Origin of the sequence: Robertmurraya siralis, from assembly GCF_005502275.1 — a bacterium.
Classification (GTDB): Bacteria; Bacillota; Bacilli; order Bacillales; family Cytobacillaceae; genus Robertmurraya; species Robertmurraya siralis.
The window spans coordinates 1-16,385 of record NZ_SWLZ01000018.1; the positions used below are offsets into that span (position 1 = coordinate 1).

Sequence of the window (16,385 nt, forward strand, 5' to 3'; positions counted from 1 at the left end):
AAAATTCACGGCCATTAACTAAGGTAATAGAAAAATGAACACACAAAAATAGAGAAAGGTGAATTTGAGTACCCTCAAATTCACCTTTCTCATTATTTGAAGCTAGTTATGTCCCAGCTCCGTTCCTTTTTTATAGTCTAGGGAAAATTCATTTTTATATGAAAAAACTGAATAAATTAAATCATTGCACTGAAAGCAAAAAAGGAATAATATAATATTTTGGAACTCGAAATTTTGCGCTATATAGACGCTGTTTACAAATATAAAGGGAACAAGGAAAGGAGCGATTGGCATGCCACGAAGTCTTTGGCTTTTAGTTATTGGGATGGCGGTAAATGTTACAGGTTCTTCTTTTTTATGGCCTTTAAATGCGATTTATATTCATGAGCATCTTGGCAAGACCTTGTCCATCTCAGGAATAGTTTTGATGTTAAATGCAGGGGCCACTGTAATTGGGAACTTGTTTGGCGGTTTTCTTTTTGACAAAATTGGCGGATATAAGTCTATTCTTTTAGGGATTACCATTACCGTTGTTTCATTTACAGGCTTGTCTTTTTGGCATAGCTTTTTGCCCTATGTCACCTTTCTCACGATAGCTGGTTTTGGTTCAGGAATCATTTTTCCATCCATGTATGCAATGGCTGGCGCTGTTTGGAAAGAAGGGGGCAGAAGAGCCTTTAATGCCATATATGTCGCGCAAAATCTCGGAGTGGCGATCGGTGCCTCATTGGGTGGAATTGTTGCTTCTTATTCATTCCAATTTATTTTCATTGCAAACACATTGATGTATGTTATCTTTTTAGCTATTGCTTTAATGGGGTATCGTACGATTCAAACGACAACAAATTTGCAATCAGTGGCACGATTAGAACCAAAACCTGATAAAGATTATACAAAATTATATGCACTGCTGATTTTATGTATCGGCTATCTTCTCTGTTGGGTAGGCTATGTACAGTGGCAGGCGACAATCTCCACTTATACACAGCAATTAAATATATCATTAAAGCAATACAGTTTTTTGTGGACAATTAACGGTGCGTTAATTGTGTTAGGGCAGCCATTTTTAAATAGAGCACTGAGAATAAAAGCAATTGAAAAAAATGTTAAGACGCAAATTGTTATCGGAATGTTGATCTTTATTATTTCTTTTTTAATTGCAGCAAAGGCGGAGGCATTTTTTGGCTTTTTAACCGCGATGATTATTTTAACCGTGGGAGAAATGCTAGTTTGGCCAGCAGTGCCAACGATTGCTGATAAGCTTGCTCCGAAAGGAAGAGAAGGCTTTTATCAAGGGATTGTCAACAGTACAGCAACTGGCGGAAGAATGATTGGACCCATTCTCGGAGGTTTATTGGTTGATTTATATGGGATGTCGATGCTTTTTACCGTTTTGATTTTCTTATTTGTGATCGCCATCTTCACAACGATTTTCTATGATCGGAAATTGGCAATGAAAGCTGAGCAAAAGGTTGTTTCGGAAGTTAGTCATTAAATCACCATGTATAAATTTTGAAAAAAGATGGTAAAATCGAATATGAGATGGTACATTTTAAGAAGATGAACGTATACTAGTTATTACTTTTTCGCCATTTTAACAACTTGCAACTCGTTCGGAAATTTTATACAATGTTTGTATCTATAAAGCTTTGTTGTATGTCGATTCGCTCATGGAATCAGAAAACCTTTCAGTTATCGTAAAAAGACGTGTCGAATCAAGTTTTCACATGAAATGGGCCCAAAATCGCTTTTATCAGTAATTTTTTTTAACAAAGCCATTTATAAAAATAATGACTGGGATAAGGAATAGTAATGATGTTCACCCGTATTTAGAGAGTTGACGGCAGGTGAAAGTCAACCGGGATCATCACGAACTCGCCTTTGAGTCGCAAGCGTGAAAATAAGTAGCGTTTGCCGTTAACCGCGTTACGGATGGTTGAGCGAGTGACTTTGTCACTAATGTGGGTGGTACCGCGGGAGAGTTAATGATAATCCTCTCGTCCCTTTTCGGGATGAGGGGTTTTTTATTATGTTCTCGCAACTGCTATTTGTTTTGATAGAGCCTTCTAACCCTTTCGTATGTATGCTGCTAGCTAATGAATTATCATTGAAAAGAGTGCCCCAAAATATCGCAATAATCATCTACATATTCACACAATATTTTTATTAGGAGGAAAGAAAGATGAGCTATAATCATCAGGAAATTGAAAAAAAGTGGCAAAGCTACTGGGAAAAAAATAAAACATATAAAACGAGTGAGAATAAAGGGAAAAGAAAATTTTATGCTCTTGATATGTTCCCATACCCATCAGGTGCAGGACTTCATGTAGGGCATCCTGAAGGCTATACAGCAACAGACATCCTTTCAAGAATGAAACGTGCGCAAGGCTATAACGTTCTTCATCCAATGGGATGGGATGCTTTTGGTCTTCCTGCTGAGCAATACGCGTTGGATACAGGAAATGATCCAGCAGAGTTCACAAAGCATAATGTCGAAACATTTAAACGCCAAATCAAGGCACTAGGGTTTTCCTATGATTGGGATAGAGAAATTAACACGACAGATCCGAGCTACTATAAGTGGACGCAATGGATCTTTTTAAAGCTATATGAAAAAGGCTTGGCATATATTGATGAGGTAGCAGTTAACTGGTGTCCTGCACTTGGAACGGTACTTGCAAATGAAGAGGTTATCGATGGCAAAAGTGAGCGTGGAGGGCATCCGGTTGAGCGCCGTCCGATGAAGCAATGGATGTTAAAAATTACAGCTTATGCTGATCGTCTTCTTGAAGATTTAGAGGAATTGGATTGGCCGGAGAGCCTTAAAGAAATGCAGCGGAACTGGATTGGACGCTCAGAAGGTGCGGAAGTGACATTTGCCATTGATGGGCATGATGAAACGTTTACTGTCTTTACGACACGCCCGGATACGCTGTTTGGCGCAAGCTATGCGGTATTGGCTCCTGAACACGCCCTTGTAGAAAAAATCACGACCTTTGAACAAAAAGAGGCAGTAACCGCTTATTTAGAGCAGGTAAAAACAAAAAGCGACCTAGAACGTACCGATTTAGCAAAAGAGAAAACAGGTGTATTTACTGGTGCATATGCGATTAATCCAGTCAATAATGAAAAAATGCCTATTTGGATTGCTGACTATGTACTTGTCAGCTATGGTACCGGCGCAATAATGGCTGTTCCTGCACATGATGAAAGAGACTTTGAATTTGCGCAAAAATTTGCCTTGCCAATCCGCGAGGTTGTTGCTGGCGGGGATGTTTCGAAAGAAGCATATACAGGTGATGGTGAGCATGTGAATTCTGGATTCTTGAACGGGATGGGCAAAGAAGAAGCCATTGCAAAAATGATTGCTTGGCTTGAAGAGAAAGGGATCGGAACAAAAAAAGTTACTTATCGTCTTCGCGATTGGTTGTTTAGCCGCCAACGCTACTGGGGTGAACCTATCCCAATTATTCATTGGGAAGATGGGACGATGACAGCAGTACCTGAGGAAGAACTTCCATTAATTCTTCCTGTTACAAAGGAGATTAAACCTTCTGGAACGGGAGAATCTCCGTTAGCGAACATTGAAGATTGGGTCAATGTTGTCGATCCAGTAACAGGGAAGAAAGGCCGTAGAGAAACGAATACAATGCCGCAATGGGCAGGGAGCTGCTGGTATTTCTTGCGTTACATCGATCCAAATAATGATAAGGCATTAGCGGATAAAGAAAAATTAGCAGAATGGCTGCCAGTGGATATTTATATTGGAGGGGCAGAGCACGCGGTACTTCATTTGCTTTATGCCCGCTTCTGGCACAAATTCCTTTATGATATCGGCGTTGTTACGACAAAAGAGCCATTCCAAAAGCTATTCAATCAAGGGATGATTCTTGGAGAAGGCAATGAAAAAATGAGTAAATCAAAAGGAAATGTTGTAAATCCAGATGATATTATTGCTAGTCATGGTGCAGATACACTGCGTATGTATGAGATGTTCATGGGACCACTTGATGCATCGATCGCCTGGTCAACAAATGGTTTAGATGGCTCTCGCCGCTTCTTAGATCGAATTTGGCGTCTGTTCGTTGAAGAGGACGGTACGTTAAGTCCGAAGGTGAAGGATCGTGAAGATATTCAATTAGAAAAGGTATATCACCAAACGGTCAAAAAAGTAACAGAGGATTTTGAAGGCTTGCGTTTTAATACGGCGATTTCTCAGCTTATGGTATTCATTAATGAAGCATATAAAGTGGAAGTATTGCCAATTCGCTATGTGGAAGGTTTTGTGAAGATGTTAGCACCTATAGCTCCGCATATAGCAGAAGAGCTGTGGGAAAAGCTAGGACACGATGGAACGATTACGTATGAGGCATGGCCGGCATATGATGAAGCGAAGCTTGTAGATGATGAGGTTGAGATTGTCGTGCAAATTAACGGCAAGGTCAAGGCGAAGCTAATGGTACCGGCTGATGCAAATAGAGAGGTGCTTGAAGAAATTGCTATGAGAGATGTAAAGGTAAAGGAACAAATTGACGGCAAAACTGTACGGAAAGTCATTGCTGTTCCAGGTAAGCTAGTGAACATTGTTGCTAACTAAATAAAAGGATTGAATGAATTTTTGATATGCTCCCCATTAAGTGGCCAGATTAATATGTAATCTGCTATTTAATGGGGAGTTTTTTATATAAAAAATTAAGTGTGATTGGGCCGGAACAAACCCAAAGCCTAACAAACTTCAGCTCCCAGTTAAACTCGGTATTTGGATTTTTACAACGAACGATAAGTCAACCGGAGTTGCCAGCACCGTAGGCTTCTTATATTGAAAAAACGGACCCTTTTATGTTTGTGCAGCGATGAGCACTAAGGAATATTTCTGGAATAGCACGCAGGAACTATCTGCTTTCTGATTGTTCCGAAGGCGTCCTGCGCTTGTGTTTTGCAAATTTTAGCTTATGGAAAAAGAACAATTATGACAAATGTCATCACATATTGATGACACAATCCACTAATCTCAACATTTGTTCCGACGTTATACTGAATATAGAAACGATGGAGGTGGATGAGGTGGAAGAAGTGGTTTCAATCGAAAAAGCAACAAAGAAATTTAAAGATAAAACAGCTGTCGATGAACTCTCCTGCTCGATTCAGAGAGGTGAGGTAGTCGCTATTTTAGGTCCCAATGGTGCTGGGAAATCGACGACCATCCTGATGATGTTAGGATTATTAGAGCCAACAGAGGGGAAAGTTGAAATTTTTCGAATGGACCCAAAGGAAAAGGCCGTGCGTGAAAAGATTGGGGCCATGCTTCAGGAAGTAAGCGTAATTGATACCTTAACAGTGAAAGAAATAATTCAATTATTTAGGAGCTACTATGCAACACCGATGGATTTTGAGGAGCTTGTGGCATTAACAGGCCTGAAGAAAGAAGAGATGAAAAAAAGGGCTGATAAGCTTTCAGGTGGGCAAAAAAGAAGGCTGGGGTTTGCACTAGCACTCGCCGGTGATCCGGATCTATTATTTTTTGATGAGCCAACAGTTGGAATGGATATTACAGCCCGAAAACGATTTTGGGATACTGTTAAAGCATTAAAAGAAAAGGGAAAAACGATTATCTTCACGACTCATTATTTGCAGGAGGCAGATGATGTTGCAGAGAGAATTCTCCTTTTCCATAAGGGCGAGGTTGTCGCAGATGGAACTCCACATGCGATAAAAAACAGGCTTACAAAACAGTCTGTTTCCTTTATTGAAAATAGTGAAGTGCCGTTGGATGAAATTAGAAGCTTAGCGATCGTCTCTGATGTTTATGTAAAGAATAATCGCGTCATTGTTGTAACCGAGCAAACGGATGACGTACTTGCTTACTTATTTGAAAAAAGGCTTGGAGTCAAAGGGATTGAGATTGAAAAGGGAAGACTGGATGAAGCGTTTGAGCAACTAACGAAAAATAAGGAGGCCATATAAATGAAAGGGTTATTGATGCAGTGTAGAATGGAAATAATCAAGATTTTGCGAAACCCCTATTATGTTTTTTGGTCTCTGCTTATGCCAATTGTCTTTTATGTGATTTTTACAAGAATTTTTAATAATGCTTTCGACAATGATCAGGAATGGCAAGCCCATTATTTGATGTCTATGACGACCTTTAGTGTAATGGGTTCTGCTATTATGACGCTCGGGATTCGACTTGTCGAGGAGAGAACGCAAGGCTGGTCACTGTTCATGAGAATTACACCGATATCAACTAGCGCTTACTTTTTCGCAAAAATGGTTGGCCAAACGGTCATTCATATTCTCTCGATCATCGTTATTTTTACGGCAGGAGGCTTTATAAATCGTGTTACTTTATCACCTCTAGAATGGTTGCTCAGTGGGCTATGGATTTTGCTCGCATCTGCTCCTTTTTTAGCTCTCGGCGTACTATTTGGGACTATGAAACGGGTCGACACGGTTTCAGGTGTCAGCAATCTCGTTTATCTATTATTAGCTCTATCCGGAGGGATGTGGATGCCGTTGGAAATTATGCCAACGATCGTTCAAAAAATTGCCCAGTGGCTCCCTTCCTATAATTTCGGAAATGGAGCATGGCAAATTGTCCGTGGAAATGGGCCAGACGTTTCGAATGTTCTTGTTTTAATCGGATATCTCATCATTTTCATGGTATTATCAAGCTATATCAGGAGAAAACAAGAAGCGGCGGTGTAAGATTTTATGAGTGAGAAAAAAAGATTTGCGCTCTTTCCTAGACAGTATGGTCTGTTCCCATATATTTTTTTAGTGTATTTATTAATGCCAGGCTATTATGTGAGTCAGGAGAGCAGCTTTAAACAAATATTTGGATACTTATTGCTATTTCTTTTTCTTTTCACGTACCGACAGCTTTATGTGTCAAGTGAAGCCAAAAACATGTTTAGTTTTTGGCTCTTCATGCAAATTGGGATTATTTTGATTCTTTCTCTTTTTTATAATGTAAATAATGTATTTCTTGGCTTTTTTTCTGCTCATTTTATTGGCTGGTATCAACAGAAAAAAATATTTTTTTATATGTTGATGTTTCTTGCAGGTGCGATTATTTTGCCATTGCTCATTCATATGGCAGCGCATGACTTTGAGAGGAGCATTTTTTATTTTACCCCTTTTATTATTATTATGCTTGTGGCGCCATTTGGAATACGCTCCATGGTCAGCAGGATGGAGCTTGAAAGAAAATTGGATGAAGCAAACGAACAAATTAAAGAACTTGTAAAGCGAGAGGAAAGAATGAGAATTGCCCGTGATCTTCATGATACCCTCGGTCATACATTATCGTTGTTGGCGCTAAAAAGCCAGCTTGTAGGTAAGCTGGCAGTTAAGGACCCGGAAAGAGCGCATAAAGAGGCGCAGGAGATGGAAAGAACGGCTAGATCTGCATTATCTCAGGTCCGCGAACTTGTATCAGATATGAGAACCATTACGGTGGCGGAAGAAATTATAGAAGTCCAAGCATTGCTCCAAACAGCAGGAATTGCCTTACATTTAAATGGTGATTCGGATGTAAGCGATATCCCATACTTGACTCAAAATATTTTAAGCTTGTGCTTAAAAGAAGCAGTTACTAATGTGGTTAAACATAGTGAAGCAAAAAATTGTTATGTTTCCATCTGCTCTCTTGAAGGAGAGGTCGTGATCGCAATCGAAGATGATGGTGTGGGGATTTCGGATCCTACTAGGTTGGGGAATGGCTTAAAAGGAATGGAAGAACGGTTAGAGCTTATTGATGGAGCCCTGCAATTAACATCTAAACAAGGAACAAGACTGGAAATAACAGTCCCGATTATTATCAAGGAAAGGGAGGCTGAAGATGTATCATGATTCGCATTATTATAGCTGAAGATCAGCGGATGTTAAGAGGTGCATTAGGCTCTCTTTTAAATATGGAAGATGATATCGAAGTGATAGAAGAAGTGGGAAATGGGGAGGAAGCTTATAACACTGTTATCAATCTGGAACCAGATGTCTGTCTTCTCGATATAGAAATGCCGATTAAATCCGGATTAGAGGTGGCTGAGGATTTGATGAGAATAGGTTCTCCTAGTAAAATCATTATCCTCACGACCTTTGCCCGGCCAGGCTATTTTAAAAGAGCCGTAAATGCAGGAGTTCATGGCTATGTATTAAAGGATGGCTCCAGTGATGAATTGGCGGAAGCGATTCGAAATGTGATGAAGGGAAAAAGAGAATATGCGCCAGAGTTGGTATTCGGAAGCTTACAGGGAGATAATCCACTAACAGAAAGAGAAAAAGAAGTATTAAGATTAGTGGCAGAGGGAAAGACGGCAAAGGAAATATCGCAGGAGCTGTACTTGTCTTCTGGCACCGTAAGAAACTATATTTCTGAAGCAATTAATAAGTTAAACGTTAAAAATAGAATTGAGGCCATTGCTGTGGCTAAAGAAAAAGGGTGGATGTAAAAATCCGATAAAGGAAGAAAAATTGAAAAACTCCTCCTGAAACTTTACAGGAAAATTGAAAGGGAGTGTTATTCGACTTGGTATTTATTGACCGGTTCGAAGAGCTTTAGGCATTGCTTCCGGCCAATCAGTCTCCGGCAGGAGCGGCTGCTCAGAGGATGCTCACCGCCTTCCCTCAGAAAAGCAAGTGCCTGCGCAAAATTTAGAACTACCATTTTCAGTTAGTTCTCATTTGCTTTCATTAGCTCTTGGATTTTTTGTGTAGCTTCTGAAGAAAGCGTATAAAGAGATTCAGTGTTATCTATTTCAGAAATTGCACTTGTTTCTTCCTTATTTCCTACCCATAGATGATATTTATCCTCTCGATTGTCCTTATAAATAGCAGATACGATATAATCTGGAGCAGTCATATTAATGATTCCCTCCATTTTCTTGTTACTGTTCAAAAATGCTTGGAGTTTATATACATCTGGCTTGTTCACGGTGACTTCGTGGCTTTTATCTGAAAAAGAAGTTAAAATAATTTTATCAATTTCTTTATTTTCATTTTGAGTAGATGAACTTGCACAACCATTTAATACCGGAAATATTAAAAGCATAGCGAAAAGGATTTCCCATTTCCTCATTTGTGAAAAACCTCCTGTAAAACGATTTAATATATACAACGAGTTTAAAACTTATAAAGTTACAGTGATAAATAGTTTATCCACTTAAAAGTAAAGGAAATAAAGATAAACTTATTTATAAACAGATAATAAGGAATGTAGTTCCGTTGTTTCATATCCAAATATGCTGTTGGTTGGGAGAGTAATTATAGCTACGAAAGATTTTAAATCTGAAAAGTAATATTTTGAAGCAAAGCTTAAATAATATATGCTGGTCTCTTTTCGAAAAAAATCTCCTGCTTTATTGAAACAGTGAATGAACATCACTTATAACAAGCGTAAAAAACCTATAGCATGACAACTGGAGCCTTTTTCATTTATAGTATTATAATAAAATGTTTTTACTGTTTAAATAGTGATAAATGTGAGGTGTTGTGTGATGGAAGCGATTAAGACCATAACAACGGAAGAATTAGAGCAGAAAATTGAAAATGGTGAAGAATTACTTCTTATTGATGTGAGAGAAGATGAGGAAGTCGCACAAGGGATGATTCAAGGAGCGAAACATATTCCAATGGGACAGATCCCCAATCATTTAGATGAGCTTGATAAGGACAAGGAATATATTTTTATTTGCCGTTCGGGTAGAAGAAGTGAAAATGTGTGTTATTATTTACAGGATCAAGGCTATAAAGTGCGGAATATGGTCGGCGGAATGCTGGAATGGAACGGTGAAGTAATCGTCTAATCGTTATAAAATCCTCCCAATTTGTCAATAATGGATAAAAAAGATTGGGAGAGAAGAACGGTGATCCAGGTTAAGTTATTTGATCAGGAGCATGAAAAAGATTTAGAAAGAGAAATGAATCGTTTTTTGGAACGATTGGATCAAAAAAAGCTACTTGATATTAAATACAATATTGCTGCATTTCCAGAGGATGAAGAAGAGCAGGAACAGGTTTATTGTTTTTCTGCAATGATTGTTTACCGTAAATAAAAAGTGAAGCCCTTAACAAGGAGGCTTCACTTTTTATTTTCTTGAACGAAGAGCGCTGCATTCATTCCTGCCAGTCTCCCTGTTACGAGAGCAGAGGTAATGTTATAGCCACCAGTGTAGCCATGGATATCGAGAATTTCCCCACAGAAGTAGAGTCCATTCTTTTTCTTTGAGGCCATTGTCTGCGGCTCGATTTCTTTTACGGAAACACCTCCGCCAGTAACGAAGGCTTTTTCTAAAGAAAGCGTCCCGTTTACTTTAAATTGAAATTGTTTGCAGCTATGTGTGAATGCACGGAGCTTATCAGAAGAAAGATTGGCTCCTTGGATGGCTGGATCAATTTCATTATAGGCGAGAAGGAAAAGTAAATAACGTTCAGGGAGCAATCCTTTTAAAATATTTTTCACACTTTTTTTCGGTTCCGTTTTGATTAATTTATGTAATTCTTGAAAAAGAGGCTCTTCTTTTTTATCAGGAAGTGCATCTAAGCTCATCGTTACCTCGGGGAGATTCCACTTTTTCATTGCTTTCACTACAAACTGGCTGCATCTAAGAACAGCAGGACCGCTGATGCCAAAGTGGGTAAAGATCATATCCATCTGATGTGTAATGATCGCTTTGCCTTTAGGATTAAGTACGCTTAACGAAACGTCTCGTAAAGATAACCCTTGTAGCTCCTTTTGTTTAATAAACGGCTCTGTTGAAGTTAATGGGACTTCAGTCGGGTAAAGCTCGGTGATTGTATGGCCGACCTTTTCAGCCCATGCATAGCCATCACCCGTTGAACCGGTGTGAGGAACTGATTTACCGCCAACCGCAATAATGACTGCTGCAGTGGTGTAGCTCTGTCCATTTTCCGAATGAACAGTAATGGGACCTTCCTCATTAAAGTCAATATCAGAGACAGGCGAGTTGGTTTTTATTTGTACATGCAAATGTTCCAACCTGCTTAAAAGAGCATTCACAACGGATTGTGCCTTATTTGAGGCAGGGAACATTCTCCCGTGATCTTCCTCTTTTAATTCAATGCCAAGTTTTTCGAAAAAGTTGATAATATCTTCATTATTAAAAATTGAAAATGCGCTGTACAAAAAGCGCCCATTCCCCGGGATATGCTTAATGATTTCATCAATCGGAAGACGATTCGTCACATTGCATCTTCCGCCGCCTGAAATCGCTAATTTTCTCCCAAGCCTGTCCCCTTTGTCGATTAATAAAACATTTGCTCCTTGTTCACCAGCAGCTATGGCTGCCATCAGACCAGATGGACCACCACCGATGACAATTACATCATTTTGCATCCATTCATTCTCCTTAACGGCTCCATGTAATTGGAGGATATTTATTCTAAAAACGGGGCTTTTACTTTTGAAAAGTATCTAATCAGTATATTATAGAACATGAACGATTGTCATGAAAAGGATACATATAAAGGTAGAAGTTATTTTTAAAGAAGTGTAAACTGTTAAATTGGAAGATTTTTTTGCTCGCTGATTTTTGATTAGGATGGGATGTTATGTCTTCAAAGCTGTTAAGAGGGACATTTGTGTTAACCTCTGGTACGTTTATTTCGAAATTTCTTGGCTTGTTTTATGTCATTCCTTTTTTTGCCTTAGTAGGGAATGAAGGAACGGTTCTTTACAATTATGCCTATGTTCCCTATACGATTTTCATCAGTATTGCGACGGCAGGGATTCCTGCATCTGTTTCTAAATTTATTTCAAAATATAATGCCATAGAAGAATATGCCGTAGGAAGGAAATTATTTAAGACAGGTCTCGTGTTAATGGCGATTACAGGAATTATTTCCTTTCTGATTTTATATATGGCTGCCCCTACTTTAGCAGCTATGGTTATTACCGATCCAGATTTTATCGATCATATGGCAGATGTCACAACTGTTATTCGAGCAGTTAGTTTTGCTTTAATCATTATTCCATTTATGTCTATTATAAGAGGTTTTTTCCAAGGCCATCAATCAATGGAACCGACAGCGGTTTCTCAAGTAGTCGAACAAATTGTCCGGATTGCCTTCGTATTAGCCGGTGCCTTTATTGTTTTGGAGGTAATGAAAGGGAGCTTAGTAACGGCAGTTAGCTTTTCTGTTTTTGCGGCTTTTATCGGTGGTCTTGGAGGACTTGCGGTTCTATTTTGGTATTGGGTTAAGAAAAAGCCGATGTTTGATGAACTGCTGCTTCGTGATCGAAAAACGATAGATATTTCTGTTAAAGACATTTACAAGGAAATCCTTCTTTATTCCATTCCCTTTGTATTAGTCGGAATTGCCAATCCATTGTTTCAGTTTATTGATCAGCTAACTTTTAATCCAACGATGGTCTCGATGGGTTATGCTTTCAATGATGCTGAGCATGCTTTTTCAATTCTTAATTTCCAGGCGCAAAAGCTTGTCATTATTCCAGTTTCACTGGCAACAGCTTTTTCGTTAACATTAGTCCCAGCAGTCACTAAATCCTATACAGAGCAAGATCAGCTCGGATTAAATCGTCAATTGAATCAAACGTTTCAAGTGCTTACCTATTTAACATTACCAGCCGCTCTTGGTTTATCCCTATTAGCAGAGCCTTTTTATACGGTGTTTTATGAGCCAGATGCTCTGGGAGCAGAAGTATTAGAAGCGTATGCGCCAATAGGGATGCTCTTTGCCCTTTATGCCGTGACAGCAGCTATTTTACAAGGAATTGATGCGCAGAAATTTAATATTCTTAGTTTATTGGTGGGCATTTTAATTAAGCTCAGCTTGAATATCCCGTTGATAAAATTGATGGAAACAAAGGGCGCGATTCTAGCAACGGCACTTGGTTATAGTGTGGCAATTTTAATCAATTTATTTGTGATTAAAGCATTCTCTAAATATCGCTTTCGTCTTGTTTTTAGAAGAGGGATCTTAATCGTGATCTTTACGGCGATTATGTATTTCGTTACAAAGCTTGTGTATTATTTACTGACGATGTTCCTTTCACCAGACGTCAAGCTTGAAGCGCTTATCATTGTCGCGATTTGTGCAATAGCAGGTGCGGGAGTGTATTTCTATTTAGGTTTAAAATCGAAACTTGTTAATTTTCTTTTTGGTGCTAGGGTTGACAGCATTAAAGAAAAACTGAGGCTAAAAATTTAACGATATGGAAATTGCGGATTCCCGTATACGTGAAATAGAGGCACAGCTGTTCAAATTATACATCACCCTTGTTGATGCAAGGGTGTTTGTGTTAGAACAGAGTAGCAGCAAGAAAAGCAAAATACAGGTTACCATTTGCTGCGTCTTGTTTATTATCCATAAATTTAGTCGTTGTAGCTGCTTAGTCTGTTTTCGATGCGATTTGCCCAGTGAGTAATGTGGAAATGAGGATAGGAAAATGAGAATTGATAAAATGCTTGCAAATCTTGGCTATGGCAGCCGTAAAGATGTAAAAAAACTGCTGAAAGACGGAGTCGTTAAGGTAAATGATAAATTGGTTAAAGACGCAAAGGAACATGTTAATCCTGAAGAGGATGTTGTGACTCTTTTTGGTGAGGTAGTGGAGTATAAAGAATTTATCTATTTAATGATGAATAAGCCGCCTGGCGTTGTTTCTGCAACGGAGGATCATTACGAAAAAACCGTTGTTGACCTGTTAGAAATGGAAGATGCTATTTTCTCTCCATTTCCAGTTGGAAGATTGGATAAGGATACAGAAGGGCTTTTACTTTTAACGAATGACGGACAGCTTTCCCATCGTTTATTATCCCCTAAGAAGCATGTGCCAAAGACCTACTTTGCGGTTATCGATCAGGAAGTATCAGAAGAGGATGTGACCGCTTTTAAAAAGGGTGTTATGTTAGATGATGGTTATGTTACGAAGCCAGGGGAGCTGACAATTTTAAAAACAGGACTACGTTCGGACATTGAATTAACGATTACTGAAGGTAAATTTCATCAAGTAAAAAGAATGTTTGAGGCAGTAGGGAAAAAAGTGCTCTATTTGAAACGAATATCGATGGGGCCGTTGGAACTCGATGAAACGCTTGAACTCGGAGAGTATAGAGAGTTAACGGAACAGGAAATAAAGAGTTTGCTTGAATATGAAGTAAAGTGAAATATCTGCATAAAGAAGTCGCCCCAATTGAGGCGACTTCTAATTTCTTAAAGTTAATTTTTCAGTTACGAGGTCATTTTTACTTTTTTTTGTGTTGTTGTCCACTTACCGCGACTTGGGCTTTCAACTAAGTCGTTATAAGCTAGAACATTTAAATCTCGTTGGATCGTCCGAGGAGTTGTACCAAATTCTTCTACAAGCTCTTGAGTTGTTACAGTTCCTTGTTGATTAATAAACATGTAGACGGATTTGATTCGGTTTATCATCCGGTTAGTCGAAGGTTTCAAAAAACCACTCCCTATCCTTTTTTCAAACCTGTGGCATAATCCTACAACTGACAGCTTCTATGAGAATCTTCTCATACATATGTACGCTTCTTTTCCCAAGACAACCCCTTTATCGATTTCTTTCAAATATATTTTCATATTAAACCTTATAACATAATTCTAAACTTATTTTTTAATAATTTCTACTTTAATGAATTAATTTGTTGATATTCTTCTCCCCTTTCTTGTCTTACTCAGTAATACATATGGGAAAAGACAAGCTATTTATGTACGAAATTTGAAAATTCTTATAACTTATCATACAGTTCTTTTTAGTTATGTAGATAAGAGCGGACGCTGACTCTAGATTGACTGACCGTGTTTGACACTTCATAATCGAGTTTTTACAGAATGACTAGTAGTATTGCTAGCTTTTAACATCCTGTAGTTGACTTCAACAATTGCTTGATTTGAATTTGGCAATGACTCTCGGAATGAGGCAAAACAATAAGTATTGAGCATCTATATGGAGGGAACGGGATGCTCATTCTTTGGTCGAGGAAACTAAAATTTCCCTCTATTCGATTTTTTCTCAATCGGTTATAATTCATAACAGACTATCAAGAAAGGAAGATTTTGTTTTTGGATACAACAATTGAAAATCAACTGGTTCATCGAAAGGAAAACATTTATTTTGGGCTTGTTCTCATTTTTAGTATTTTGATTTACATTCTTTTGACTTTTTCTATCTTTGGAGTGTTTGTCATCGCATTTATTTTACTTCTTTCTCTTGTTCTCAATGGTCTTTATGTTGGTGGAATTCGTCGCAATGGGGTAAAGCTAAGTGAAGAACAATTTCCTGAGATTTATGAAAAAGCCGTGATGGTAGCTAAAGATATGGGTTTATCGAAAATACCCGATCTTTATGTCGTCGAATCTGAAGGAATGTTAAACGCTTTTGCAACGCGTTTTTTTCAAAAAGATATGGTTGTTCTTTATTCAGGTATCTTTGATCTGATTGAAAAAGAAGGAGAAAAGGAAGTCCTGTTTGTTTTAGCGCATGAGTTTGCCCATTTAAAAAGAAAGCATGTGTTAATAAGCTTGTTGATTTTGCCGGCAATGTGGGTACCTTTCCTTGGCAATGCATACTTGCGGGCATGTGAGTATACATGTGATCGTTATGCAACCTACTATATTCAATCATTAGAAGCATCTACAAATGCATTGCTGATGCTTGCAATTGGAAAAGAGCTTTACGCGAAAGTAAATCATGAAATTTATATGAGGCAGCTTCAAACAGAATCAGGATTTTTTGTTTGGTTGAATGAAAAACTCTCGACACATCCTCATTTACCTAAGAGAATTTATGAATTATCAGCCTGCTATGAGCCTGAAGCGACAGAACCATTAAAAGAACCGAAGGGACGCGTTTGGATAGGGCTGATCATTGCAATATTTTCTATTACCATTGTGATTTCAGGCATTACTTATACTATTATTGCCCTTGGAAAAACAGATTTCTTTTCGGAGGTTATTTCAGAAATCGATGATACAACTCCTTTAATAAATGCTGCGATTGAAAATGATGTGGCAAAAATAGAATCTCTTCTTGATGAAGGAATGGATATCAATGAAATGGATTTCGAAGGGTCTACCGCTCTTCATTGGGCCGTGTATTATTCTTCTTACGAAGCAGCAAAGGCTCTTCTAAAGGCTGGAGCAGATCCAAATACGGTTGATGAATACGAGACAACGCCATTATTTTCAGCAGTGCTTGCGGAAGACATTGAGATGGTCAAACTTCTATTGGAATATGGAGTTGATGTTGACTACAAGGATTCTACAGGCTCAACAGCATATGATTATGCTGTCGATTACGAGTATAATGAACTTGCTACATTGCTAAGTGAAAATTAAAAATGAGAGAATGGATTGAAGCATCAGAGAGCAAGTGAAGACAATGGCCTTGCTCT

14 protein-coding genes and 1 other annotated feature are annotated in these 16,385 nt (G+C 38.4%); of the genes, 11 read left to right on the plus strand and 3 right to left on the minus strand.

What is annotated here, in order from left to right:
• Positions 1-292: 292 nt before the first annotated feature.
• The 6 genes from FCJ93_RS17475 to FCJ93_RS17500 all read left to right on the plus strand — a co-directional run bounded on the left by FCJ93_RS17475 (position 293) and on the right by FCJ93_RS17500 (position 8,450).
• Positions 293-1,495, plus strand: coding sequence for an MDR family MFS transporter (locus FCJ93_RS17475; RefSeq protein ID WP_137744287.1), 1,203 nt, complete (start codon positions 293-295; stop codon positions 1,493-1,495).
• Positions 1,496-1,787: 292 nt separating this feature from the next.
• Positions 1,788-2,008: a binding site (T-box leader), on the plus strand.
• A 174-nt stretch (positions 2,009-2,182) separates the two neighbouring features.
• On the plus strand, positions 2,183-4,597 hold the full coding sequence (gene leuS / locus FCJ93_RS17480; protein ID WP_137744288.1) for a leucine--tRNA ligase: 2,415 nt from the start codon (positions 2,183-2,185) through the stop codon (positions 4,595-4,597).
• Positions 4,598-5,064: 467 nt separating this feature from the next.
• Positions 5,065-5,964 (plus strand): ABC transporter ATP-binding protein, encoded by a 900-nt coding sequence (locus FCJ93_RS17485; protein ID WP_137744289.1) that lies wholly within the window; start codon positions 5,065-5,067, stop codon positions 5,962-5,964.
• The gene (locus tag FCJ93_RS17490) at positions 5,965-6,705 is read left to right on the plus strand and encodes an ABC transporter permease (protein WP_095312701.1); all 741 of its coding nucleotides are present in this window, start codon (positions 5,965-5,967) and stop codon (positions 6,703-6,705) included.
• Between the two features lie 6 nt (positions 6,706-6,711).
• On the plus strand, positions 6,712-7,851 hold the full coding sequence (locus FCJ93_RS17495) for a sensor histidine kinase (RefSeq protein WP_095312702.1): 1,140 nt from the start codon (positions 6,712-6,714) through the stop codon (positions 7,849-7,851).
• Positions 7,848-8,450, plus strand: a complete 603-nt coding sequence (locus tag FCJ93_RS17500; RefSeq protein ID WP_095312704.1) for a response regulator transcription factor — start codon at positions 7,848-7,850, stop codon at positions 8,448-8,450. Before FCJ93_RS17495 ends, FCJ93_RS17500 begins: the two co-directional genes overlap by 4 nt.
• 221 nt (positions 8,451-8,671) lie before the next feature.
• On the opposite strand, the gene FCJ93_RS17505 is transcribed toward FCJ93_RS17500, so the two are convergent.
• Positions 8,672-9,076 (minus strand): hypothetical protein, encoded by a 405-nt coding sequence (locus tag FCJ93_RS17505; RefSeq protein WP_095312706.1) that lies wholly within the window; start codon positions 9,074-9,076, stop codon positions 8,672-8,674.
• A gap of 418 nt (positions 9,077-9,494) precedes the next feature.
• On the opposite strand from FCJ93_RS17505, the gene FCJ93_RS17510 reads away from it, so the two are divergent.
• Positions 9,495-9,803 (plus strand): rhodanese-like domain-containing protein, encoded by a 309-nt coding sequence (locus FCJ93_RS17510; RefSeq protein ID WP_095312708.1) that lies wholly within the window; start codon positions 9,495-9,497, stop codon positions 9,801-9,803.
• A gap of 60 nt (positions 9,804-9,863) precedes the next feature.
• A complete protein-coding gene (locus FCJ93_RS17515) occupies positions 9,864-10,052 on the plus strand; it encodes a sporulation protein Cse60 (RefSeq protein ID WP_137744290.1) in 189 nt (62 codons plus the stop codon).
• A gap of 26 nt (positions 10,053-10,078) precedes the next feature.
• On the opposite strand, the gene FCJ93_RS17520 is transcribed toward FCJ93_RS17515, so the two are convergent.
• Positions 10,079-11,353, minus strand: a complete 1,275-nt coding sequence (locus tag FCJ93_RS17520) for a BaiN/RdsA family NAD(P)/FAD-dependent oxidoreductase (protein WP_095312710.1) — start codon at positions 11,351-11,353, stop codon at positions 10,079-10,081.
• 215 nt (positions 11,354-11,568) lie between these two features.
• Here FCJ93_RS17520 and FCJ93_RS17525 point away from each other — a divergent pair, with 215 nt between their 5' ends.
• Positions 11,569-13,188 carry a putative polysaccharide biosynthesis protein gene (locus tag FCJ93_RS17525; protein ID WP_095312712.1) on the plus strand — a complete coding sequence of 540 codons (1,620 nt, stop codon included), beginning with the start codon at positions 11,569-11,571 and terminating at the stop codon, positions 13,186-13,188.
• 238 nt (positions 13,189-13,426) lie between these two features.
• Entirely contained in the window at positions 13,427-14,146 is a 720-nt protein-coding gene (locus tag FCJ93_RS17530; RefSeq protein ID WP_137744291.1) for a pseudouridine synthase, read from the plus strand.
• A gap of 65 nt (positions 14,147-14,211) precedes the next feature.
• Here FCJ93_RS17530 and FCJ93_RS17535 read toward each other — a convergent pair whose 3' ends face one another.
• Entirely contained in the window at positions 14,212-14,433 is a 222-nt protein-coding gene (locus tag FCJ93_RS17535) for a DeoR family transcriptional regulator (protein WP_095312716.1), read from the minus strand.
• Between the two features lie 621 nt (positions 14,434-15,054).
• On the opposite strand from FCJ93_RS17535, the gene FCJ93_RS17540 reads away from it, so the two are divergent.
• On the plus strand, positions 15,055-16,329 hold the full coding sequence (locus FCJ93_RS17540; protein ID WP_095312718.1) for a M48 family metallopeptidase: 1,275 nt from the start codon (positions 15,055-15,057) through the stop codon (positions 16,327-16,329).
• Positions 16,330-16,385: the final 56 nt, after the last annotated feature.